Source organism: Ketobacter alkanivorans (genome assembly GCF_002863865.1).
Taxonomy (GTDB): Bacteria; Pseudomonadota; Gammaproteobacteria; order Pseudomonadales; family Ketobacteraceae; genus Ketobacter; species Ketobacter alkanivorans.
In genome coordinates, this window is the sequence record NZ_CP022684.1 from 2,548,377 (window position 1) to 2,573,189 (window position 24,813).

At 50.7% G+C, this 24,813-nt stretch carries 19 protein-coding genes; 6 read left to right on the plus strand and 13 right to left on the minus strand.

Features of this window, described 5'->3' with window-relative positions; translation table 11 throughout:
• Positions 1–297 precede the first annotated feature (297 nt).
• The 3 genes from Kalk_RS10965 to Kalk_RS10975 all read left to right on the plus strand — a co-directional run bounded on the left by Kalk_RS10965 (position 298) and on the right by Kalk_RS10975 (position 3,750).
• The gene (locus tag Kalk_RS10965) at positions 298–2,046 is read left to right on the plus strand and encodes an NADP-dependent isocitrate dehydrogenase (protein ID WP_101894289.1); all 1,749 of its coding nucleotides are present in this window, start codon (positions 298–300) and stop codon (positions 2,044–2,046) included.
• 150 nt (positions 2,047–2,196) lie between these two features.
• Positions 2,197–2,526 (plus strand): hypothetical protein, encoded by a 330-nt coding sequence (locus Kalk_RS10970; protein WP_101894290.1) that lies wholly within the window; start codon positions 2,197–2,199, stop codon positions 2,524–2,526.
• A 30-nt stretch (positions 2,527–2,556) separates the two neighbouring features.
• Complete coding sequence (locus Kalk_RS10975) at positions 2,557–3,750, plus strand: hypothetical protein (protein ID WP_101894291.1); 1,194 nt, start codon at positions 2,557–2,559, stop codon at positions 3,748–3,750.
• Positions 3,751–3,752: 2 nt separating this feature from the next.
• Here Kalk_RS10975 and Kalk_RS10980 read toward each other — a convergent pair whose 3' ends face one another.
• On the minus strand, positions 3,753–4,643 hold the full coding sequence (locus Kalk_RS10980; protein WP_101894292.1) for an alpha/beta fold hydrolase: 891 nt from the start codon (positions 4,641–4,643) through the stop codon (positions 3,753–3,755).
• Positions 4,644–4,831: 188 nt separating this feature from the next.
• On the opposite strand from Kalk_RS10980, the gene pbpG reads away from it, so the two are divergent.
• Positions 4,832–5,716, plus strand: a complete 885-nt coding sequence (gene pbpG, locus Kalk_RS10985) for a D-alanyl-D-alanine endopeptidase (protein WP_101894293.1) — start codon at positions 4,832–4,834, stop codon at positions 5,714–5,716.
• On the opposite strand, the gene Kalk_RS10990 is transcribed toward pbpG, so the two are convergent.
• Both Kalk_RS10990 and Kalk_RS10995 read right to left on the minus strand, forming a co-directional pair.
• Positions 5,713–7,395, minus strand: a complete 1,683-nt coding sequence (locus Kalk_RS10990; RefSeq protein WP_101894294.1) for a hypothetical protein — start codon at positions 7,393–7,395, stop codon at positions 5,713–5,715. The genes pbpG and Kalk_RS10990 overlap by 4 nt on opposite strands.
• Before the next feature lie 158 nt (positions 7,396–7,553).
• Complete coding sequence (locus Kalk_RS10995) at positions 7,554–9,008, minus strand: hypothetical protein (RefSeq protein WP_101894295.1); 1,455 nt, start codon at positions 9,006–9,008, stop codon at positions 7,554–7,556.
• A gap of 230 nt (positions 9,009–9,238) precedes the next feature.
• Between Kalk_RS10995 and Kalk_RS11000 the strand changes: the two genes are divergently transcribed.
• Complete coding sequence (locus Kalk_RS11000; protein ID WP_101894296.1) at positions 9,239–10,570, plus strand: hypothetical protein; 1,332 nt, start codon at positions 9,239–9,241, stop codon at positions 10,568–10,570.
• Between the two features lie 67 nt (positions 10,571–10,637).
• Here Kalk_RS11000 and Kalk_RS11005 read toward each other — a convergent pair whose 3' ends face one another.
• From Kalk_RS11005 to Kalk_RS11025, 5 genes are all read right to left on the minus strand, one after another.
• Positions 10,638–11,822: a phosphoglycerate dehydrogenase gene (locus tag Kalk_RS11005; RefSeq protein WP_101894297.1), complete on the minus strand. Its 1,185-nt coding sequence runs from the start codon at positions 11,820–11,822 to the stop codon at positions 10,638–10,640.
• 67 nt (positions 11,823–11,889) lie between these two features.
• Positions 11,890–13,005 (minus strand): phosphoserine transaminase, encoded by a 1,116-nt coding sequence (locus tag Kalk_RS11010; protein ID WP_101894298.1) that lies wholly within the window; start codon positions 13,003–13,005, stop codon positions 11,890–11,892.
• Positions 13,006–13,084: 79 nt separating this feature from the next.
• Positions 13,085–13,465 carry a YkgJ family cysteine cluster protein gene (locus tag Kalk_RS11015; protein WP_101894299.1) on the minus strand — a complete coding sequence of 127 codons (381 nt, stop codon included), beginning with the start codon at positions 13,463–13,465 and terminating at the stop codon, positions 13,085–13,087.
• A 119-nt stretch (positions 13,466–13,584) separates the two neighbouring features.
• Complete coding sequence (locus tag Kalk_RS11020) at positions 13,585–14,394, minus strand: hypothetical protein (protein WP_101894300.1); 810 nt, start codon at positions 14,392–14,394, stop codon at positions 13,585–13,587.
• A gap of 58 nt (positions 14,395–14,452) precedes the next feature.
• A complete protein-coding gene (locus Kalk_RS11025; protein ID WP_101894301.1) occupies positions 14,453–15,109 on the minus strand; it encodes a class I SAM-dependent methyltransferase in 657 nt (218 codons plus the stop codon).
• Between the two features lie 128 nt (positions 15,110–15,237).
• Here Kalk_RS11025 and Kalk_RS11030 point away from each other — a divergent pair, with 128 nt between their 5' ends.
• The gene (locus Kalk_RS11030) at positions 15,238–16,161 is read left to right on the plus strand and encodes a LysR family transcriptional regulator (RefSeq protein WP_101894302.1); all 924 of its coding nucleotides are present in this window, start codon (positions 15,238–15,240) and stop codon (positions 16,159–16,161) included.
• A gap of 34 nt (positions 16,162–16,195) precedes the next feature.
• On the opposite strand, the gene Kalk_RS11035 is transcribed toward Kalk_RS11030, so the two are convergent.
• From Kalk_RS11035 to Kalk_RS11060, 5 genes are all read right to left on the minus strand, one after another.
• Positions 16,196–18,421 (minus strand): NADP-dependent isocitrate dehydrogenase, encoded by a 2,226-nt coding sequence (locus Kalk_RS11035; protein ID WP_101894303.1) that lies wholly within the window; start codon positions 18,419–18,421, stop codon positions 16,196–16,198.
• 410 nt (positions 18,422–18,831) lie between these two features.
• Positions 18,832–19,497, minus strand: coding sequence for a trypsin-like serine peptidase (locus Kalk_RS11045; protein WP_101894305.1), 666 nt, complete (start codon positions 19,495–19,497; stop codon positions 18,832–18,834).
• Positions 19,498–19,553: 56 nt separating this feature from the next.
• Positions 19,554–21,050 (minus strand): trypsin-like serine peptidase, encoded by a 1,497-nt coding sequence (locus Kalk_RS11050; RefSeq protein ID WP_101894306.1) that lies wholly within the window; start codon positions 21,048–21,050, stop codon positions 19,554–19,556.
• A 173-nt stretch (positions 21,051–21,223) separates the two neighbouring features.
• Entirely contained in the window at positions 21,224–22,447 is a 1,224-nt protein-coding gene (locus Kalk_RS11055; RefSeq protein WP_199767893.1) for an efflux RND transporter periplasmic adaptor subunit, read from the minus strand.
• Positions 22,447–24,813 carry an ABC transporter permease gene (locus tag Kalk_RS11060; RefSeq protein ID WP_101894307.1) on the minus strand — a complete coding sequence of 789 codons (2,367 nt, stop codon included), beginning with the start codon at positions 24,811–24,813 and terminating at the stop codon, positions 22,447–22,449. Before Kalk_RS11060 ends, Kalk_RS11055 begins: the two co-directional genes overlap by 1 nt.

The window sequence follows — 24,813 nt, forward strand, 5'->3', positions numbered from 1 at the left end:
ATTATTATTGTTGTTAGTCAGGATCGATTGTTAAGCTGTCATCTTCTCGGCACAACCATGTACGTTTATTAACCAGCCGAATAATGACCTTACCACAAAAGCCCGGTACGCACCCATATGAGTCAAATAGCGCTCAACTGTGCACGAAATCAGGTCTTTAACAGGTCTACCACAACTCATCTCGACAACATAGGCCCGACAGTTCAACTTGCGCTTGCCTATCACTGAGTATTTACTTAAAAAGAACCCATCTACATTGCAAGAATGGCGTAACCAAAGCTATCTCTGGGAGTAAACATGTCACAACGCATCACAGTTAAAAATCCAATGGTCATTCTACACGGCGACGAGATGGCACAAGTTTCATTTGATCGGGTGCTGGAACAGTTCGTCACCAGCAAATTGGACATTCAATTAGTGGAAGTGGATCTGTCCGCCGAGAATCGACTGCGCACCAACGGCAGCGTGATCAAAGACTCTATTGAGGAACTAAAGCGCCATGGCGTGGGCATAAAGAACGCAGGCATGACCGTGAATCGGGCGCAACTGGATGAAATGCTGGCCAAAATGCCACAACTGGATGCCGCCTCACTCAAACCTCTGGCGACTAAATCCCCCAATGGGGCCATCCGCAAGGGTATTGGTGGTAACATCACGCGGGAAGATATCCCCTTTAGAAACCTCAAGCGTCTGAACCCCAACTGGATCAACCGAGACATCGTGGTAGACACCATGAGCACCGGGGGCAACAAAGAAAGCCACAATGAAATATCCAAGTCCACAGGCATTATCAAGGTGCTTTTTGTCGGAGCCAGCGGTGATCCGGTGGAACTGCATCGTCGTAAAATCAAAAAAGGCGATCCCTGGCTGCTGGCCTCCAATGACATGGAGAAGGTTAAGCAGTGGGCCCACAACTTTTTCAAACAGGCCATTGAAGAAAAGCGCGATGCTTATCTGGGTTTAAAAGATACCGTTATCTCCGGTTATGACGGCGTTATGCGCGAGATCGTCGAAACCATCTACAAAGATCAATACCAAGCGGAGTTTGAAAAACTGGGGCTGAAGTATTTTTATGAGCTGATAGATGCCCAGGCTGCTCGCATTGTCTCTAACCCACCCGAGCGCGCGATCTGGGGGGTTCCTGAGAACACCACTGGTCGAAAACTATACAAGCTGGTAAAAGAGCTGAAGAAATACGGCATACCTGATCGACGTTTCAGCGTTTCCATCTCCCGTATGAGTGCTGGTGGCGGCGATCAGTATGGTAGCTTCAACATGCCTGTGGAGGAGGACGGCATCATCAAAGTAGTGCTGGATGGTGTAGAAAAACACGCGCGGGACGTAAAGAAAGGTGACCCAATCATCTTTATGGCCAACGACCGCGATGCCATCAAGGATTGGGTTGGACAGGTATTCCGAGACGCCGCAAAAAACTCCAAGGAGATCTATTTTGGCCTGAAGCGCGAATACATGGAATACGACGATGTATTCAGTACAGTGATCAAGGAAGTGCGGCAAGAACTGGTAAGTGACAATCTGCAGCCACCGTCTTTCATGATCATGCGGCCATCCTCTCAGTTGAAAAAGATGATCACCGACCCGCCTCGTAACGGGCTCTATCCGTCACTGAATCTGGATGGGGATATCTATTCGGATATATCAGCGGCACTGGGGGGCAGTCTGGCCACCGCCAGCTCCATTATCGAGAGCATGGATGGCACCATGCTGTATGAAGCCCCCCACGGCACAGCTCATGATCTATATCTGAAGTACCTGGAATCTGACGGCAAAGTAGCTCTCTTTAATCCATCCGCATTGTTGTTTGCTGTGGCCAACGCCTTGGAAACCCTGGCCCTGAGAGAGGACAACGCTGCGTTGAAAACCTATTCCGATCAATTAAAAGAGGCATTGATTGACACTGTAGATCAAGGCTACATTACCGCAGACCTGAAGGGAAAAACCAACAACCCTGACCAGGAAACGGTAGTGGACATGTACGGCTTTCTCGATGCTATCGAGAAAAATTTGATCCAAGCTGGCGCCTAACGGCAGCCAACCCCGCCAAGGGTTTGATTTCTGTGACATGCACAGCGAATCAAACCCTTGGTAAACCCACACCCCCGCACAGTGAAAAGGGCAGCACAGCTGCTTATCAATAAATAAAACTCAAAACAGATATCACATCGAGGGAGCACAATGAAATACTCACGTAAGTTTCTGGCAACGTATGTTCAAGGCAAATACGGTTACTCCGCCTTCAACTACCTTAAGAAAGATCCCGCCATCAAAGTCATCCACATGGTTAATACCACTGCCGGTGCCGCAATTCGCGAGATAGAGGCACAACGGGCAGCACTGGGAATCATCCACTTTCTGGAAACACTGGAGATTCCTCATGAGCCTGAGTATGACCAGGGGGCACTGATAACCAAGCTCACACAACTAATAAAAACCGGCACCAAAAAGGTCAGCGAACTGAGCAAAGAAGTAGACAAGCATTATCTGTTCGCTGATGAGCCCGCCTAGGCTTTTCTGTTTCATCCATTGGGGATCATCATGAAAACACTCACTCGAGTTTCCACACAAGTTACTCTGCTTGTCGCCGCACTGCCAATGTTAGCAAACGCCAGCCCGATAGAAGACCGTTTAATGGAGATGATTGAACAGCGCTCTAATGAATGGCTGGCGGAGAAACTGCCTTATCTGAAAATCAACTATGCCAACAACGACGATGAAGCTCAAAAGGATGGCTGGATCGTAGATTACGATTGGAGCAGATCCAAAAGCACCGTTGATATTTCAAGCACGCAGCTCACCGAGCTTGAAGAAGGTGAAACTAAGAAATTTCGCATGATCGACAGTGGGTTCACCGCCCATGCCAAAGGTAGCTACGCCTATAATGACACCACCAACAGCAATGATTTATCCAGTGCTGGCTTGGCGTTTCATCTGCGTGTAGTAGATCAGGGCCTGCTGATCAAAATGAATGAAGAGGATCGTGTTCATTCAGTGAATTGCATTAATGACCTGGAACTTCCGCAACAGGATACTCCACAAGCCGAAGCAGCCTATAACGCCAAATCCTACGAATGCAGCGCAGCCTATTTTCAATTGCTGGAAGAACATTCCACGCATACCTACGCCTACGACTTACAGTTCGATTACCAAGTGGAAGCCAATCAAAACTACACCGAGCATCAGGAAGTACTCTCTGTAGGTACGACTCTGGTATTTGAACCTGCCATAGACTCTGCCTGGCAAACCGCAAACATACTGGATTATCCGTTCCGCTACATAACCCGGCCTTTGTTCTCTCACGATGCAAACTACAATGCCAAGTGGCCATCGCTGCACGTCGCCTACGGCAATGTCGATCCATCCAGTAATTCTGTCCGCAATGCCTTACCAGAGGGCAACGAAAGCTACAAACGCTGGAATGCAGAGATAGCTTTTCAGACCACGGTAGCCCGTATCGCCAACCACTCAGTTATTTTCGAAACATCCTATCGGGTTTATCAGGAAGTGTCTGCTCCTGATTCCATCAAAGCAGCAGGCTTGGATAAATTTACCTACAGTGCCACATCGTTGTTCGCTCCAGCCAGTCTTTTTGGCGTTGAGCTGGAAGACCATGAAGTTTACTTAACCTATGTGCACGGCAAGCTTCCCTTCGACGTAAGCACCAAAGAAACACTGATGATAGGTTGGAAGTTCAACTTTAATGATCTGCTGGGTGCATTAATGGAGGAATAGTTTTAATTGCATCCAACAAACTGTTTAACGTCCGCCACGTAGTCCGCACGCCGTTCCAAATTTGGAAAGTGTCCACAACCTGGATAAGCGATCAATTTAGCTTCGGGTATGGTTTCTAACAAGCCGTTGAAATCGGTATGGCGATGGGAGAAATCCGCATCGCCATACACCATTAAAACCGGGCACTGCACTCCTTTTGTTTCCTCATCGTCAACCCGCACTGCCGCCTGTACCAAACTGGGCAGGCAAAAGCATCCACCGTGACTCATCGCTTCAACCGCCTGCTGCTGAAACGCAGTTTTGAATTCACTCTCTCGGGGTAATGACAAACTAAACCATTTCATGGCCAGTTGACGCTTTGATAGCCCGCCAACGATCTGTCCAGCAACAGGCAGAGTCAGTAACTTTGGAATATTATAATGCTTCCAATTCAACAAGCCTGCTAACGAGGGCGTTTGGCCCAGAATCAAGTGCGAAACACGAGCCGGATACTGCTTCGCAAAATTCATGGCAAACAGTCCATTGGCACAGGTAAAAGCCAAAATGACTTTTGATACACAAAGATGATCCATCAATTCAGCAATGCAGTCAGTCGTTGCCTTGGTGCCAAAATCATAGCGCCATGCCGGAAATGAAAAACCCATTCCCGGCATATCAAAACAGATCACCCGAAAATCATGGGACAAATCACGGATCAGTTCGCGTAAGTGTTCGATCACACAAGGCCCGTCCGGCGTCGTCAGCAGAGGTGGCTTATCCCCTCCGGTATCCACGTAGCGCAACACCCCTGCACTAGTAGTAATGTATTGGAACTCGCCTCCCTGACTCCCTTGTTTGCGACGCGACGATCGAAATGGTAATGCCATACAGGTGTCGACCCATGATCCATCCATAATAATCTCCAGTTTCTGAACAGAATCAGTCTAGCGGTCAGATGCTTGATTAGTGAATGGCGGTTATGGTCAATATAGCTACGGCTAATCGCGCAATGCTGCCTTATACGTTAAACTGTCCACTTCGCAATCAATCTTGGCCCGTTATGCTTGTGTATAAAACAACGTATTCAGCTTGCTTTGTAATCATGCTGTACGCCCTATCCGGTACATTATTGGGCGCCTATGCCACTGAATCCTCTCTAGATCCACAGCGGAACCGTTCCGGCATTCAATTAGGTGCCGTCAAAGCCGCCATTGTTGAACTTGAAAACGGCGAAACGCTGTATTCCAAGCACTCTGATTGGATCACACCCATCGCGTCGATTACCAAATTGATGACGGCTCTGATTGTGATGCAAGGCCCACAGGATCTGGAGGAATGGGTCGTGATTCCAACCCCGGACAGGGAAACCAGTAAGAATGCCTACTCCCGTATCCGAATTGGATCGCAACTCAAACGGCGTGATTTACTTAGACTCGCTTTAATGTCCTCAGAAAACCTGGCTGCCTATACGCTTGCGGCCAGCTACCCCGGTGGCGTCACAGCCTTCGTTGACAAGATGAATTCAACAGCCAAGGCCCTTGGTATGAATAATACTCATTTCGTGGATGCCAGTGGCCTATCAGTGGGCAATGTGTCCACGGCGGCCGATCTTGTGAAACTTGTGCAGGCTGTATCTCGCTATGGCAATATTCGCGAGTATTCCACCACCCCCCGTTACACCGCCTACTTTCGCAAACCCCGCTATTCTCTGGGCTATGGCAATACCAACCGCTTGGTGCATCGTCAAAGCTGGGACATAGAACTCAGCAAAACCGGCTACATCACCGAAGCCGGGCGCTGCCTGGTTTTGCTGAGTAAATTTGAAGGCCGCGAAGTGGCCATGGTGCTATTGGATGCCTTTGGTAAACACACGCCCATAGGCGATGCCGGTCGCGTTAAGCGCTGGCTGGCCACTGGCAACAGCGGTACGGTTGCCGGTGCTGCGCTGCAATATGAAATGAACAAAGCCAAAGAATATCCCAACTAGCCTTGTGCCTCAGGGGAATCGTCTGCTTTTTTAGAGCTATCTGCTTTATCTCTGGGCGTTGAATCCTGCCCTTTAAGCTGTTCAAAGAATCGTTCCCGTGCAGCCTCCCATACCCTGTCTCCGTATGCTGCGCCCAATAACGCCGCCAGAAACAGTATGTAGCCATTGGGTTGGGTTTCACCGCTGGCAAAAATCGCCAGACCACCTTGCGAGGCAAGAAAAATAATGATGGATGCAGACACCCCCACCAACATTACATCAAAGGTGCCGCGAGACGATACGATTGACGCATCCTTTTGCAACGGTGATAAAGAACGGCTAACCGCCGAGCCCACCAACCCAAAACCAATCATCCCAAACAACAGCGCAATCGTGTAAGAACGGGTGTCAATCAGCCATTGGGCCGATATGCCGAAAATACCAATGTTGCTGGGGTTACGTGGGCTGGGCGGCTCACTGTAATCCAGCATGGCGTCGCCCACGTCGTAATCTTCATCTATGTAGGGTGACCTGGGAGAATTACCACGTCGCAAACTGTTGCCCGCTTCCACTGCCCAGCGCCGCAGCTCCGCTTTCTCCCAACGCACACCGCTTAAGAAATACGACATTCGTTTATCAATATTTTGAACCTGATTGCTATACCAGTTTACCAGATCATCCTGAAATTTTTGCCGTTCCCGATCGGAAAGATTTTTATCCCGATAGCTTTTATACGCAGATATGGCGGACTCCAGCGTTCTCTTGCGCCGTTTCGATGCCTCATCTTTCAAACTTGTCCAGTTTGATTCAAGGCTCGATATTCGTTGTTTTACATTTTTCACATAATCCTGGGTTACTAACGTAATATCCGCACCCACTTGCTGAGTCGTAGTGGCGGCCGCCAGCTCAGCAGTAGCCGCGGTATTGGATTGCTTTCCAACAGCAACCGCATCAAGCGCCTGTGTGATCGGTTGCAGAAATTCCGGCTCAAAAAGATCCTTGTTCCATTGCTCCTCCCAATCGTCTTTGGGCATGGCAGTAGAATCCAGCCGCACTCGTAACAAGCCCTCCTCCTGGGGGTTCGGTTCATCAATATCATAGAGCCAAGGAATCGACAGCACTGCAGCAATACTGAGATACGCCCCAAGCAACACGGCCATGCCCAGAGTCAGCCTGGAACGACGCATTGGATCGAGTGCTTTATACCAGTTGATGACCCGCACTAATTGCGAGCTGTCCCCTCCATTAGCCTGCGCACTCAGCGCGTTAGCAAGCAACACAAACACGGCAAACGCAGCAAGCAAAGCGGGAAACGAGACGCTGTAAATCAATCCCAACGACTGATTAATGACTGTGGAATACACCCCCGTGAAATCCTGACGCAACACCTCTACATCATCTAGTGCGGTTGGATCTATCATTAACAGACTGAGAGTTCGTGAAACCGAATCGCCAAACGCGCGCATGGATTCCAAAAAGATATTGGATGCGCCCCTGATAACCTGATTCGTCGTATCTGAAAATAACACAGCGGTTATTCCTAGCGACAATACAAAGGGGCGTCCTTTGATTCCATCGCCCCAGCTTTTAGGAATGAAAATATGGAAGCATCCACGCAGCAACATCAAGAATACATACAGAAAAACCAAGCACAGAATGCTTAGCCCCAGAAAAATGCATATCCCCAGCAACGACGTCATATTCACCCCCAATAGACGAAAGACAAAACCAGCCGATGAACCCCGGCCTGATTTGATGTTTTATCCTAAGGAATTACCGCAGCGCAATAAAGATTTATCAGAAACAGCCAGAACATTGGTCATCAAACGATCAATATTCTGGCTGTTTCACCTGCTGATCACTGCGTCAGCGTGAATTTTCCTAACTGGTGGTTTGAATTGTAAATAGCAGGCCCTTCTGCCGGTGGCTTAGTCTGCGCACCAGCAACAAAGTAATCGGCTCCATTGGTGGCCATCACCAGAGGATAAAAACCGTGTTGATTGAATTGATAAATTCCACCTTCGTACTCCACCATATACCGCAAGCGGCCAATCACGCTTTCGTTCAGCAATTGGCCCCGACCATCAAGCTCGGTGATTAACAGGTTGTCCACCATCCGCGCCACGCCCACCGGGATCACCACCGGTGTATATATCAGTACGCTTTGCTGGTTCTGCAGCACACTGATCACACCATCATTCACTTCAATTTGCAATGAAGCTAAATGTGTTCGCTCGGTACCCAATGAGTCCAGATTGATCGATTTTTTCCACACCGCCTCTCCACTGAATGCAGTCATTTGCAAGTCGGCTACATTTTTTCCAAAATGCACATCGGTACGCTCTCGCTGGGTCAACAGCAAGTAGCCTGCGTTATTATAGGGCAACAATCGCAAGCGTCTGTTGTTACCATTCAGCTCTGATACCGGCAACGTAAATTCAGTCTCGAACAAGCCTTCGCTGCTGAACTGCACCACATCAAATCCGTCAGCGCCGTCTTCCGCACGCACCAGCATCCCCAGCACCAAATGAGAATCGGCCTCTATCATTGACGATAAAATGCGGGTTGGCATCACGTCCAACGCCTGTTGTTGAGCCCACAGCTCAGTACCGCTGCTATCATAACCGGTCAGATCCAGTGTATTGTCACTCAGTTGCGCTGTTACTAGAGTGCCATCCGATTGCAATGCGCCAATTAGGTTGGGGCGGGCTATATTGTCAAACGTAATCGCTAACGGTACCTGCCATAGCAGGGTACCATCAGGAGCCATACACAACAGAGCGGCACCCACATCGTTACGCCCCACCAAGCACACACGCTGCTCGTCATGGGCCAACAACGTCAACTGCTGATAGCCAATATCCTGCCATGTGAATTCGTTCTGCAGAGCACCCACTTGATCCAAATGATAAAAGCTGCCGTTGTATCCGATCAGCAACAATTCATTATCAGCAAAGGCCAGCAGCCTTTCTTGCGTGTTTATTTTCCTAACCAAAGGCTGGGTATCGCCAGTAACCGGTACCCCTATGAAAGGATCGGTATAAGCCGTGAAATGAAGCGTTTGACCGTCTGTGTCGACACTCCAAATGCCTAACCTGCGTTGGCGCTGATCATCGTAGCTCAAGTACGCGTACACCAGCGAGCCCGTGGGCAGGTACTTCAAATCGAGGGATGTGCTCGTAAACAGATAGGGTTGCTCCTCGCCTTCCAGCGTCCACTCGGCAGTCTGTAAGGGAGTATTGTTAAGATCAGGGTTGTTGTCACAACCTGTTATCAAAAATAAAACGGGGATGAAAAACGTCAGCAATCTCATGGTGTATCCTCCTTGATACTTTATTTTTATACGATGCTTGATGCTGGAGTATAGAAGCCGAATGCTGCAGAAAAATAGTACATTTGGGCCATGACTGACGTGTGGTTGAATCTTAGCTTACGTAAAAGACCGTAATTAATAGTCACCTTAAATGTAAATATCTCATTAATGCTTTGGCTGTACCCGGTTCATGATAGTAAGTGACCCATATAACACACCGAGGCATCACCATGGACAGGCGCTACTTCATCCATCCACGTTCCGTCGTCGGCACCTCCGTCGAGGGCAAAGTCATTGCATTGTTGAACAGCTTTGATACGCCGCAAGACTTCGACGTTATTCAAGACCGGCCGGGGTTTGGCTACGCCGTGACCCATCCCGGCTATGGTATTGATCACCCCACCGCACAACGTATCCTTGATGCCAGACCCGCAGGAGGATGGACCGGGCTATCGCAGATCGTAGGTGATGTAGTGCCATTTGACTCCAACATCGCGGGTTTTGGTCAGGATAAGTTTTCTGACCTGGTGGTAAGCGCAATAGCCCTTAGCGGCGGCACCGATCATCGCACCATTCGCGGCTCGTTCCGTTTGATAGACCCTGATGCCGCCAGCCTGACACCCCCCAACATCACTGACCCCATTGATGTAATTGTGTACGGCAAGTTTTCCGGTGCCAGCACCGACTATGTTGTGCCTGTACAGATGGTGCAAACCGATGCCAACGGTGAGTTCATACTAGAGCACATCACCAACGATTTCGAACAGTTCGCATTAGTGGCTGCATTCAGCGATTCTGAGGAAGTCTTTCATCGCTCCGGACTCATTCCCATCCAGACCTACACTCTCCCAGAGCTGGAATATCGGCCCATACTGGTGAACCAGTCCTTCGCGTTAGAGGACAGCGACTTTCGAGATCGGGTAGAGGAACAAGCCGGAACGGTCGTAGAAGGAGACAAAACCCTGGAAAGCATTACCTCCGACTTCAAAGATGGATTCGTGGAAATTCAGGGCGAGATCCTCGCACCAGACACCTTCCTGTGGTTTGACAGCACTATCACTTTCACTTCAGAAGTACGTTATCTGCCATCACAATATGCTCCCAACTGGGTGCGCGATCTCTCTGAAATCATGGGCGTTCAATCACAGGTCACAGATCAGAATCATTCCAACGCGGGTTTCATCATTGCCTCGGTACTGGCGTTTTTTATCCCTGGTGTCGGACTGGCACTTGGCCCCATTGTGACGATCATCTTCCTGGCCATCGATGCCAATCAGGATTCGAATATAGATACCAAAACCAGCATCGCCAACGCCCTGCGTGACGCCTTCAGTGATCAAACCCTGGCGACCTTTCAAGCCGCTATTCAGGATCAAATAGATAACGCCGATGCACTTACCCAATTTGGATTGGAATTTTTAAGCGATTTTGAAGAAGATCCCGAAGATCCGCTGCAGGCGATAATTGATTACATGGCATCTCACGCCACTGTGCAGGCCGTGAGTATTAACCCAGACGAGATGGAATTGAACATTTGGCTGACACTGCCGTTTACGATTTAAAACACGACAGAACCTTAAGCGGGCACGCTATCCTGCGCCCGCTTACTTTTAAAAAGTGACTGAACCGTTATGCCTCTGCCAACACCCTGACATTAATCACGTGCTCCACCTGCCGCAGCTGATCAATGATGGTATCGTTGGGCATCGCTTCCACATCCAATATGTTATAAGCCACATCACCACGACTTTTGTTCATCATATCCACCACGTTCACGTTATTGTCCGTAAAGATAGACAGCACGTTACCCAATACGCCGGATACGTTGTCGTTGCTGAAGGTGATACGACAGCAGCCTTCGGCCCGTGGCATATTAACAGCGGGGAAATTAACGGAGTTTTTGATGTTGCCGTTCTGGAGAAACTCCATGAGCTGATCTGCTGCCATGATGGCGCAGTTTTCTTCTGCTTCTGCCGTGCTGGCACCAATGTGTGGCATGGCAATAACATCTTTACGTTCCAGCAATTGCGGTTCAGGGAAATCACAGATATACATGCCCAGGCCTTGGTCGGCGTTCAGGCTTTCCACGACTGAAGTGGAATCAACTATGGCGTCACGGGCAAAGTTCAGCAGGCGCGCACCGGGTTTTATGGATTTCAGTGTGTCATGGTTGATCAGGCCGGTGGTGGCTTCCAGCGCTGGTACGTGCAGGGTGACGTAATCCGCGCGGGAAAGCAGGGATTGCAGGTTTTCCATGCGCTCTACACGGCTGGGCAATCGCCAGGCGGCCTCCACCGACAGGGCCGGATCATAGCCCACTACTTTCATGCCCAGTGCCAGTGCCATCTCAGCCACCATGGAACCAATGGCTCCTAGACCCACCACACCTAAAGTACTGCCATAGAGTTCTTTGCCAGCAAAGCGTTTCTTCTCTGCCTCCAGCAATTTTCCCATTTCAGCGGCGTCTTTCAGGTGCGTCAGGCTTTGCACATATTCTATACCGGTAAGCACACCTCGCGATCCCAGCAACAGGCCAGCCAGTACCAGCTCTTTCACGGCGTTGGCGTTGGCACCGGGTGTATTGAACACCACAATGCCCCGTTTGGTGTAATCTTCTAGTGGAATGTTATTCACACCGGCACCGGCGCGCGCTACACACAACACCGATTCGGGCAGTACTTCATTATGCAGTTTATGACTGCGCAACAGGATACCTTCTGGATGATTAATATCACTGCCTACTTCATATTCTGCCCGTGGAAATCGCTCCAGGCCTTTTACCGAAATCTGATTGAACGTTTTAACTTTAAACATGGCTCATTCCCTTTGTAATCCGTTTTAAGGCTTAGCGTTAATTTTATGATTATTAGATTTTCAGGCTTTACGCGGTCACCTGCTGGTAGGCCCATTCCAACCAGGGCATAAGCGCTTCCAGATCGGCGGTTTCCACTGTGGCGCCACCCCAGATACGAATGCCATCGGGCGCATCGCGGTAAGCACCAATGTCGTAGGCAACGCCTTCATCTGACAGCAATTTAATGAACTTTTTGGTTTGGTCTTTATCGGTCTTCAAGGTGAGGCAAATACTGGTGTTGGATCGCTCTTGTGGATTCTGCGCCAAGAAATCGATCCAATCGTGTTGTGCAACGAAGTTTTCCAGTACGGCTAAATTGGCTTGTGAGCGTTCAATCGCCGCAGGCACACCACCCAAGCCTCGCACCCAGGCCAGTGCATCAAGGTAGTCGGCAACACACAACATGGACGGTGTATTGATGGTTTCACCACGGAAAATACCTTCGATCAATTTGCCACCCTTGGTCATACGGAAGATCTTGGGCATGGGCCAACTGGGGGTATAGCTTTCCAAGCGTTGTACGGCCCGTGGGCTTAGAATCAACATACCGTGGGCACCTTCACCCCCCAGCACTTTCTGCCACGAATAGGTCACCACATCGAGCTTGTCCCAGGGCAGATCCATGGCAAACACGGCAGAGGTGGCATCGCAGATGGTCAACCCATTACGGTCGGCGGGAATCCAGTCACCATCCGGCACTTTCACGCCAGAGGTGGTGCCATTCCAGGTGAACACCACATCGTGATCAAAATTCACCTCGGCCAGAGGCGGCAACTGACCATAGTCCGCCAACAGTGAGCGCACCGAATCCAGTTTCAACTGTTTGACGATATCTGTGTGCCAGCCAGAGCCAAAAGATTCCCAGTGCATTACATCCACCGGGCGCGGACCCAGCAACGACCACAGGGCCATTTCCACCGCGCCGGTATCCGAGGCAGGCACCACCCCAACGCGGTAGCCTTCGGGCAGGCCCAGCAGTTCGGCGGTTTCATCGCAGCAGCGCTGCAGGGCAGATTTACCAATAGCTGAGCGGTGGGAGCGCCCCAGAGTGGACACATCTAACGTGGAAACGTCGTAGCCAGGGCGTTTGGCGCAAGGGCCGGAAGAGAAGTTAGGGTTTTTAGGTTTGAATTGCGGTTGCATTGAGGCCCTCGGGAATGGTGGATTTGCGGACTCAAGCATTATGCCAGCTCTGTCCGCACAGACCAATCACGAAAGCAGCTTAACCGACGGGGTCCAGCCTTTCCGGTATAAGGTCAGGCAGCGCAGCTAAACCATGATGTGCTCTGGCCCGATTACAGTCCGGGTTGCCTGCCAGGGTTTCACTATGGCATTCAAACTCCCGACAGGTGGAGGATCTGTTCTGGTAGATACTGCAACGCACCTGACTGCCCACCTCACCCAACAGCGCCACACAACGGCTGTGCTGACGATCTGTACCTTGCATACAGCTGTAAACATCATTCACCTTGGCGGTAAGAATATCCGGCACCTGACCACCAGCGCTTTCGGCCTCACCCCAATAGAATGATACGCGAAAGAAACTGCAGCAGGCGCCGCAACTCAGGCAAGGCGAGACGCTGGAAACGGACGCTTTCGACACACACTAATCCAGTTGGAAAGGGATCGAGATTGTAGAACCGACCGTTACCCGGCTAAATGAAATTATATTAACGGTGACGTTAGCAGTTGCTATTCGACTGGGCGATCACGAGCTGCCCACTACCAACATACCTCAACACCCACATCATCCACACAGAACACATCACGAATGGAGTCAGGATCTTCGACATGTCGCTTGCGCAGGTTGGTTGGATCAGTGAATTCTGGCGTGTCTATTAACCCGTTTCTGCCCCAGCATTTCACACCTTCCTGATCCAGCACACAGATCTGACTACTTAACATTTCCATATCCAACGGAGGGTAAAGCTGTGGTGCGCCAGTAGGCAGGAAATTGGACCTGCCCCAACAGCTTACTCCTTCATCAACCAACGCACAGGCAGAATAACCGCCCACCGCAACTTTTTGAGGATTATTCAACGCGGGCACTTGTTCCACTTCATCAATACGGGCAGACCAGCACTGCACCTCATCATCGCCTAACACGGCGCAGATGGATTGCTCACTCCAACCGCTGTCCACCAACAAAGAGGAATCCACAAATATCGCTTCAACCCTTTGCCCCGAGTACATTGTCCCAGTACTGCAGAAAAGCTGATCGACACATAAGCCGCTGAACTTCATATTGCACACTTCGTCTGGAGTGCAGTACTGATTATTCCAACCCAGAAATTCATATCCAGGTGCCGGTGTTGCTGTGATTTTTACGATTTTGTTGCCGATAGTGGGTGGGTTAAGTCGCACCATTGCCACACAGGATTCCGAGCAGTCCACGCCAGACGGTGCGGTGACTGACCCCTCTCCAATGATGTTGACGTTCAGCTCTGCCTCCTTCGCGCCGCAAGCACTGATCAGCACAACCGAAAACACAATAAGCCCTTTAGAGATAAGCCCGTTGAAATAGGTATTCATATTCAATCCTTCGAATGTTATGTAAGAGATCGTATGCTCGGCCATTCTTGCACCAAGATCATGACAACTCTTGTATATACGGGCCAGAATGCATCGCCACTTTCACCGCCACCAAAAAATACACTAACCGATTCCCTTGCGGCACCCATCGATGCTCAATCCGAAACCCGGCTTTCTCCAAACTGGCTTCCAAAGCCTTGCGCTTGAATACTTTCACCGTAGGGAGTTTGAACAATTTGGTAAACGGCGCAATAAAGCGATACGGATTGAGGCCCTGCTGCAAACAGGCGGTACTGCTGACAAACACGCCATCGGGTTTTAACAGATCATACACCTGCGTAATGGCAGCATCCTTATCCTCCAGCAAATGCAGCACATTCAACCCTAATACGGCATCATAGCCCTGGCTTTGTGCTTTAAAATCCTCCAGTGCCCCCACCTGAAAATGCAGATTATCCGGCCCCGCACTGGCCTGCTTACGATTGGCAATAGCGATCATGGCAGGTGCCAGATCAATGGCCGTGTACTGACGCACCAACGGAGCATGAATCAGGGCGGTTGAACCAGTGCCACACCCAAACTCCAGCACCCGCATGTGGGGTTTCAAGTAACGTTGAGTGATTTCCAGCTTGTGTTGATAATCCGCTTCGTTGGTGACGGGCTGCCTGGCGTAGCGTTCCGCGATCCGATTCCAATAGGCGATTGAATGGTCCATCTTAGGTTGAGCCTTCTATGACTTAAGATTGCAGGCATTCTACCCATGCATATTTATCGCTAGTATTACCAAAATCGCATCTTTACTATTCATATTTAAATACCTATTCAATCACCCCAGGACACCCAATGGATTGGCGCACCCTCACCTTCGACTGGAATCACGCCCGAGCCTTTCTGGTTACGGTGGAGGAAGGCTCACTCACTGCCGCCGCACAAGCCCTTGGCATGTCACAGCCCACCCTGAGCCGCCAGGTATCCGCATTGGAGCATAAATTGGGCATAGCGCTGTTCGAGCGCAACGGCCAAGGCATGCAGTTGACGCCCGGTGGCGTACAGTTGGTGGAATACGTGCGGGCCATGGGGGATGCCGCCATGGAGCTATCATTGGTCGCGTCGGGCCAATCGGATTCCATTGCAGGACGAATTTGCATTTCCGCCACAGAAGTCATGGCGATGATGGTATTGCCTGCTTTGATCGGTAAACTGAAGCAACGCTACCCAGGCATTGTAGTTGAGCTGATCGCCTCTAATGCAACCAGCGATCTGAAACGCCGCGAGGCGGACATCGCCATTCGGTCATACCGCCCCACTCAAGCGGAATTGATCGCCCGAAAGCTGACGGATATTGCCGCCTCACTCTACGCCACCCCCGACTACCTGCACTCATTGCCACAACCCATTTCAGTGGCATCCCTGGCCCAGGCTCAGTTTATTGGCTTTAACAGTGGCAATAACCACAACTACATCAACGCACTGAATGAACATGGGCTCACCATCACAGAGCAACAATTTAGCGTTAACGCAGACAGTCACCTGGTGCATTGGGAACTGACCAAGCAGGGGCTGGGCATTGGCGTCATGCCCACCGACATCGGTGACGCAGAACCCGACGTGACCAGAGTCATCGCCGATCGATCCTTTTACAAAGGTGAAATGTGGCTGGTATCCCACCGAGAATTACGCATGAATAAACGAGTGCGGGCTGTGTTTGATTTTTTGGTGGAAGAGCTGACTGGTTGCGTGGGCGTAGCAGCTTACCCGGACAGGTGAAACTGCTACGCCGATCACACCGCGAGTGGCGTTTCTAGCCACCTATGAGCGCATTCAACGTCTCACTGGGCCGCATTAACTTCTCGACCTTCTCCAATTCTGGCAGATAGTAACCGCCCATATCCACCGAGACGCCCTGACAATTCGTTAACTCAGTAACGATTGCTTCTTCATTATCTGCCAACGCCTTGGCCAATTTTGTGAAATGCGTTTTTAACTCAGCATCATGGGACTGTACTGACAATGCTTCTGCCCAATACTTTGCGAGATAAAAATGGGTGCCTCGATTATCCAACTCGTTGACTGTTCTTGAAGGCGATTTACCGTTTTCTAATAACTTCTCGATTGCATCATCCAGCGCTGTCGCCAGTATTTGAGCTTTAGGATTATTTGATTTTTTCGCAACCTCTTCGATCGAGACTGCAAGCGCCAGAAACTCTCCCAGCGAATCCCAGCGCAAGTGGTTTTCTTCTACAAACTGTTGCACATGTTTTGGCGCTGATCCGCCTGCGCCAGTTTCAAACAAGCCACCGCCATTCATAAGCGGAACAATAGACAGCATTTTGGCACTGGTGCCCAGCTCTAGAATGGGGAACAGATCGGTCAGATAATCGCGCAACACATTGCCGGTAACTGAGATCGTATCTTTGCCGCGCAACAGTCTTTCCAAGGTATAGCGCATGGCCATATCGGGATTCAAAACCCTGATCTTCAAACCTTCGGTGTCATGATACTGCAGGTAGTGTTCTACTTTTTTGATCATCTCTCTATCGTGGCCACGATATTCATCCAACCAAAAAACGGCAGGCATCTTGCTGGCGCGCGCTCGGGTAACGGCTAATTTCACCCAGTCCTGGATCGGGGCATCCTTGGCTTGGAACATACGCCATACATCACCGGCTTCAAGATTTTCATGCTGCAACAGCACCTCTCCAGCCGAGTTAACGATGCGCATGGTGCCGTTACAGGGTAATTCAACGGTTTTATCATGAGAGCCGTATTCTTCTGCCTTTTGCGCCATCAAACCAACGTTAGGAACGGTGCCCATGGTTCGTGGATCAAAATTATCATGGTGCTTGCAGAAGTTGATCACTTCCTGGTAGATGGTTGCGTAACAGGTGTCGGGGATAATGGCTTTGGTATCCTGCAGCTTACCATCGGCACTCCACATTTTTCCGCCATTTCGAATCATCGCGGGCATCGATGCATCAACAATGATATCGCTTGGCACATGCAAATTGGTTATGCCTTTGTCGGAATCTACCATGGCCATCATGGGGCGTTTTTCGTAGCACTTGCGAAAGTCGTACTCTATATCAGACCGTTTTGAGTATGGCAGATTGTCGACTGCTCGAAGCACGCTGCCCAAACCGTCGTTAGGCTCAACACCGAGTTCTTCCAGGGTGTCGGCGTGTTTCTCAAACGCATCCTTAAAGTACACTCTAACAGCGTGACCAAAAACGATAGGATCGGAAACCTTCATCATGGTTGCTTTCAGGTGCAACGAAAAGAGCAGGCCTGCATTACGGGCTCCGTCCATTTCTTCATTGAGGAATTTGCACAGCGCTTTAGTACTCATAAACTGAGCACTGACAATTTCCTTATCCTGTACTTTAACCTCTTTCAGAACAGAGACTTTTCCACTTTCGTCAACCAGTTCTATGCGCAGCGTATCGGCTTTTTTTAGTGTGGTTGAGATATCGCTATTGTAAAAATCACCCGCGCGCATATGAGCAACATGGGTTCTGGAAGCCTGGCTCCATTTGCCCATCCAGTGCGGATTATTGCGGGCATATCGCTTCACCGCTGCCGGCGCTCTTCGATCAGAGTTACCCTCTCGTAGAACAGGATTCACTGCGCTACCCAACACCTTGGCATAGCGCTCTTTTATATCTACTTCTTCTGGATTCAGTGGATCGTTAGGATAATCGGGTATGTCATAACCCTTCTCCTGTAGCTCAGCAATCGCAGCTGCCAGCTGTGGGATGGAAGCACTGATATTGGGTAGCTTAATGATATTGGCGGTCGGCTCCTGAGTGAGTTCACCCATTTCCTTGAGTGTATCAGTCACCTTTTGGTCATCCGTTAGACGCTCAGGAAAACTCGCAAGGATTCGTCCCGCTAGCGATAAATCACTGGTTTCGACCTCTATATCCGCTGCGCTGGTGAAGTGATTAACGATTGGCAGCAATGAGTAGGTTGCCAAAGCGGGCGCTTCATCGGTGAGCGTATATATGATTTTTGATTTGTTTTCTGACATCCGGTTACACCTGTTGTTTTCCTAAGCCACAGAATACCAAACTATGATTGATTGGCTCTTAATATGTTATTTACTTAATTTCATGACCGGGCAGTTTACTGAATTATTAATTTCATTTACAGATCAAGACGTTAATAAGGCATCAGGTATACACACCGTGTCGGGTTGTCTTCAATCTATCGAAAGACTTATATGTATTACAAACACCAAACTAGGCAATATAATTGACTATCCTGTCGGCAAACTCTATAACTTCAATTTCGACTTCTTTAGTTCCGACCGGCTGGATTGTATCGAAGTGGTTTATCGCGCATTGGAGGGCACCCATCTTACACCCATGGCCTGTTTCGGGTTAGAGGGTTGCGAACACAGCATCATTCAAGGCGCTGGCGCCAGCGCCATTCTTAAGGCTACGGTATAGCGCCGATCCGTTGAGCGAATCTCTTTCCGGTCTCTACGCAATGCCGAACCTCACTCACACTGATAATGCCGACGATTTGATTCTTCGCGTTCAGAACCGGCCCGCCTGAATCACCACGACAAGCGCCAGCGGAAAATGCGATGAGGTCATCTTCGGGCGTTGGGTTTTCCAGTTGGCGTGATTTTTTTATACCGTAGTAGCCCCATTCGTCTTCACCGAAACCCCAGGCAATGAGCGCTTGGTTAGAGTCGATATCAGAGGCAATGGAAACCGGTGTAACGGATAGTAGGTCAGCTGTGGTTAAACGCACGACATCGTTGCCAAGAAAGTCGTTTACGGTTTTGATAGTAGCAGTAGGCGTGGATGATATGCCCGTGACATTGAACCACTGAAAATCGTTAGTTGAGATATTATTACCCATACCGATTTTAATGATGTTGGTGGGGTAGTAAGTTTGAGCTTTCAAACTATAAACACAGTGCGTTGCGGTTAACACTTCGTTAGCACCCACAACCACACCGCTGCAAAAATCCTGCTGGCCGGTGATTTTAATGGCCACGATGGCGTTACTATCGAAACGGTGTTCCGCTTTGACCTGCTGAACGTTGGATACCAGATAGAGCACTATAAACAAGAGACAATTTATCAGGCGCATAATAGAACTGGCTGGTATTTCAATTGTATTTGAAATACCAGCCGTATTCACTGTGGTTAGGGGAACGTAGAGCGGAAGAATGAAATCCAGCTGGCGTATTGTGGCGTTAAGCGCACCATTCGGTCTGCCCGACTCACATTTGCACAGGAGGAGGCACCGGCGGTGCCGCCGCAGGTGGATTGAATATCGTGTGCGGTGTAATAAACCGAGCCGTCATAGCCAACATTACCGTTGCCGTATAAATACAGGGGCGAACCGCTCATGCCCGCTGAACCATCGCAGGACATTCTGAAGTTACGGTTGTAGCCGTCGCCATCCAGGTTGGTGCCATTCCCTACCGAGCAGGTTGCAGCATCGCCGTACAAATGGAAGGGGCTGCATACTGTTAAATCCGTTGTACAGGTTGGGCACTTGGCCGGGTCCGCCGGATCGTCAATACGCGGGTTATTGGCGGGGCCGGCGTTACAGGAGGGGTAGCCACGGCTGAACTTGGATACGGTGTTGAGTGACGCCATCGGCGCATACCAGTAGCCCATCCAGCCCACGTTATTACCCAGGCGGTCGGGTACAACAATAATACCGAAGTCGTATTGTTCACGATTGCTCACACTGCTTTGACGCCATTTGCTGGGGGTAAAATACCAGTATGTTTTGCCGATGCTTGGACAATCTTCGGTGCTGGAGTTTGGGCAGCCGGGCATGGTGGAGGAAGCGATCCAGTCACTGCCATTGCGGCCTACACGGGCGGTTAAGGCAAAAAAGTTATCGGTGGCCGAGGTGTTAATACAGTGCGCCGCTGTCACGATGTGGCGAGGGCCAATTAAGGTACCGGAGCAGCCACTGTTGGTACCGCCGTAATCAAAATTGGCAATAGTACGCCAGGGCCAAGTGTTAATTTCGGTATTAAGTGTACCCAATCGCATACGGTTGTCATCATTAAAGCTCCAGCCCATGGGATAGAACTGGCGCGGATCGACTGCTTCTACCCGCTCGGTGGTTTCATCCTTACGCTCGCCAACAAAGCTTTCGTTTTGTTTTTCATTCACGGCGGCGCGGAAGGTCAACTCACGAATTTCCACTGGCATAAAGAAATTAAATTCATTGCGCGTTTCGGGTTTATAGGCGGAAAAGCTGTCCACTGTTGGCACGTCGTCCGGCGCGTACTCGCTGTAACCATCAACACGGCTAAAGCTGCTATCGGGTTTGGCTTCGGGCTGCTCCGGGTCACCTTTGTTTATGGTGCGGCCTTTGCGTAACCAGTCAATACGCACCGGCGGCAGACCCACCAGGCGCTCACCCGTGCGTTTTTGTAAGCCGATCAACATGGATTCTGATTCATCCACCAACTCATAGGCATCTTTAAAAATACTTTCATCTTTAGCCTGCGCTTCGGGAACACGAATCAAATATTCAACGCGAGTTTCATCACTTTCAAAACGCTTTTCCACATAGGCATCGCCCCGTGAGAAAGCACTACCGCTGAACAAAAGCGCGCAAGCCGCCAATGAGGCGGATAACGTTAAAGAGGTTTTAAGTTGCATTCCTTTACCCATGATAAATTCCTGAGAGGTCGTTTTATGATGAGGCCATTGTAGGCAGGGCGCAGGCAAACGTAAGTAGCATAGTGGTGGGCGCAAATGTGACAAAGTTCCACATCGCCCCTTTTCAGACAGGCGTCAGAGATGCGCCGCCGTTGCGGCAGGCGCGTTCAAAGGAATGTTAAAACTTACCGGCTCTTAACCCTGACACCATCCTCAATGGTATCGTCCGGATGGGTAATCACGGCCTCATCCTCTTGTAAACCTTCCAGAATCTGCGCTGACAGACCGTTACGCTGGCCCACTTTCACCACACGCCGTTCGGCCCGGTTATCGTTAATTACAAAGAGCGCCCACTGGTTACCGGAACGAAACAATGCGCTCAGGGGGACCTGCAGCACATCGGCTTGTTGCCAAAGGATAAAACGCGATTCAACACGGTATCCGTCGCCCAGGGTTTGCCATTGTTCAGGCGCAGAAGTGATCCCGGAAATAACCAACACCCGCTGCTCTTCAACTCCCAATGCCGACACCTTGGTAAAGCCCACCGGCTCTACGCGTAATACCTCCCCCTCCAAAGGCAGTTCACCTCCCCAGCGTTCGTAGAGAACCGGCATACCCGGTTTGATTTTTACCGCGTCGGCAGACAGCACATCCGTGGCGATCTCCAATGAACGGGTATCGCCAATCTCCAGCAGCGGCGTGCCGGGCGCGACCACACCCTCACACTCGTGCTGGAGTTTTAGGATTCTACCGTCAATGGGCGCGCGTACCGGAATGATATCAGCCGTATCCGCCACTTGATCCCCGCTGTATTGCAACGCTGTTTGTGCGGCTTCCAGTTCGTACTTTGCCACATCCACCGCAAACACCGCTGAACGTAACGCAGCGATGGCGCTGCGTTTCACTGCCTGTGCCTGGTCTAGCTGGCCAACAGACACGTGGCCTTTTTCTGCCAGCGGTGCCAATCGTTGCACCTCATTGGTGGCAAAATCTGCGTCGGCTCGTGCTGCATCCACATTCTGTTCGGCCGCACTCAGGGCCGCTTTGGCTGCGGCCACTTTCGCCTGCGCCTGAGCATAGGTTCGAGGGTCAAGTGCTTGCGACTGCAACGGACTGATGTTTACCAGCACCTGACGTTTTTTAACGGCATCACCCACATTGAGGTCAATACGGCAGGTGGTGCCCGCGACTTGCGCGGTGATAACGTAGCGATCTATCACGCGGCTTTTGCCTTCTTCCTCGATGGTGACCCGCATGGGCGCGCGCGTCGCGGTGGCGGTATCCACCTGCCGGGGCTGGGGCCGAAAACCATAGCCCAATGCCGCTACAATCAGCACCAACATAATGATCCAGGTGATATGTCTTTTCCATTGCACTGTCATACGAGAGGTCATATGTGAAGTCATCATTATTCCTTCGTCTTCAATACTTCAATCAGGTCAAGTTTATCCAATCTTCGCCGCACCAGCAGGCCCGACGCACCGGCCGCAAGCAGCACGCACAGGGCCGCAAAGGCGTACGTAGACGGTTCAACAATCAAGGGAACGCGATACATGTCGTTGTTAACAGCCCAGGCAATATAACCACACAGACCACGCCCGAACGCGAGCCCAATGGGAAGCGCAATCAGAGTGATCAGTGCCAGTTCACCCAGCAAAATATAAGAGATCTCACCACGGGTGTATCCCAACACCCGCAGGCTCGCCAACTCGCTACTGCGCTCGGTGAGTATGATCCGCGCACTGTTATACACCACACCCACAGCAATAATGACGGCGAATATGGTCGCTACCGATGTCCAGAACAACATGGTCTGGTCCATGGTGTGGTGAAAGTTTCGGATTTCCTGCTTGCGAATCAGCGAACCAGCTATCGCAGGGCGATCCTTGATTTCCCGGTAGATCTCATTGGCATAATACTCATCGATATAGAGGCTCGCGCCTGAGATCAGCTCACCTTCCTGCATCAAACGATTGAGCGCGCTCAGGCTCATGTAGGCCGTCACACCAAAATCCTGCTGGATCAACCCCACCACTGGCAGCGACGCTTTGCGCATGCGCCCATCCAGGGTTTCAACGATTACCTGATCACCAGTCTTCACCTTGAGAATATTGTTAGCAAGATATTCATTGAGGATGATGCCCTCCGGTGGTGGTTTGACGATATGAAGATCGTTATCCACCAAGCGCCTGATTTCGGAGTCGGGCTCCATTGCCCAGATCATCGTACGGTAGTTGCGGTGTTCGAAACGCAAGCGCACCGGCACCATGCGAAATGGCTCGCCGGATTCCACCCCCGGCAGGCTGACCAGTTCGGCAAGGGCGCGGTGTGATTTCGGTTCATTGAATACTACAGTGAGATCATCACGCTGTGACAAATCGTAGCGCACGTACATCATGTAGTAGGTGCTGTCCTGCTGGAACTGACCCGTCATCAGAATGCCTATAGCCAGCGCGATTCCCAGTATCGACAGCAAAGATTTCACCGGCTTATGGCCGAGGTTGCGCAGAATCATGCGAGTCGGGGCTGAGAACAGACGCTGCAGGCCGATTTTTTCCAACAGCGACATGCGATAGACAGCAGGGGCTTCCGGCCGCATGGCTTCGGCAGGCTTCAAGCGAACGGCAGAACGCACCGCTGCCAACGTGCCCAACAGCCCGGCGATAATGGTAATCAGGGACACCTGGATAACCCGCAGCGGCTCCAGTACGAATTCCAGAAAGGGCAGACGGAAATATTCCACATAAATCTCACTCAACATGTGGCCAAGGGAGACACCCACCGGGACACCGATGAGAATACCTGCCAGCACAATCATCATAATCATCTGCAGATAGTGCAACGCAATCGTAAAATTTGAATAACCGAAAGCTTTCAGTGCCGCAACCTGCTCGCGCTGGGTTCCCACCAGACGGGTAACCACCACATTCAGCAAAAACGCCGCTACACCGAGAAAAATGATCGGGAAAATACCCGACAAACTTTCCAGCTGGGCGAGCTCCTGCGCCAGTATGTAATTTGAGGATTGATCTTTGCGGGCGATGGCGCCCACACCCCCATAGGGTTTGAGGATGGCCTCGATCTGATCCATGATCGCCTGCTGGTCGGCATCGCGCGTCAGTGTCAGCACCAGATTATTGAATGCGCCATTCATATCGTAAGCGCGGGACAGCGGCGTGCGGCCCATCCATAGGATGGCGTAGCGCTCGTAATCGGGAAACGCTCCACCGGGCGGCACCTGATGCACGTATTCCGGTGAGCCACCGCTGCCGACGATGCGAAGCTGCTCGCGCTTGCCGTTGATGATGACGTGCAGAGTATCGCCCGGATTCAACTGGTGCGCTTCGGCAAACGCCTCGCTGATGAGCACTTCATCGTTGCGACCGGGTTCGATCAAGCGTCCCGCGCGCAGGTACAGCCGGTTCAGTTTGGGTTCGCCGCTGTCGGGGATGGAGGTAATGGTGCCGATAATAGGTTCATGAAAACCCTCCATATCCACAACCACCGGTGCCACCACCCGAGTATCCACTTTACTGACACCGTTGATTTCAGCAATACGTTGGGCGATGGTTTCGGGTGCGCGTTTTATGGGTACGAAAATCTCTGCGAAACGGTTTTCGCTGTAATAGCGATCACGACTTTGCAGCAGGGAATCGAGGGTGCTCATGAACATGATGAAACAGGCGACGCCACTGGCCATTACCGCAATGATCGCCAGGGATTGCCCCCGCAGGCTCCACAGATCACGCCACAACTTGCGATCAAGCGCTCTCAT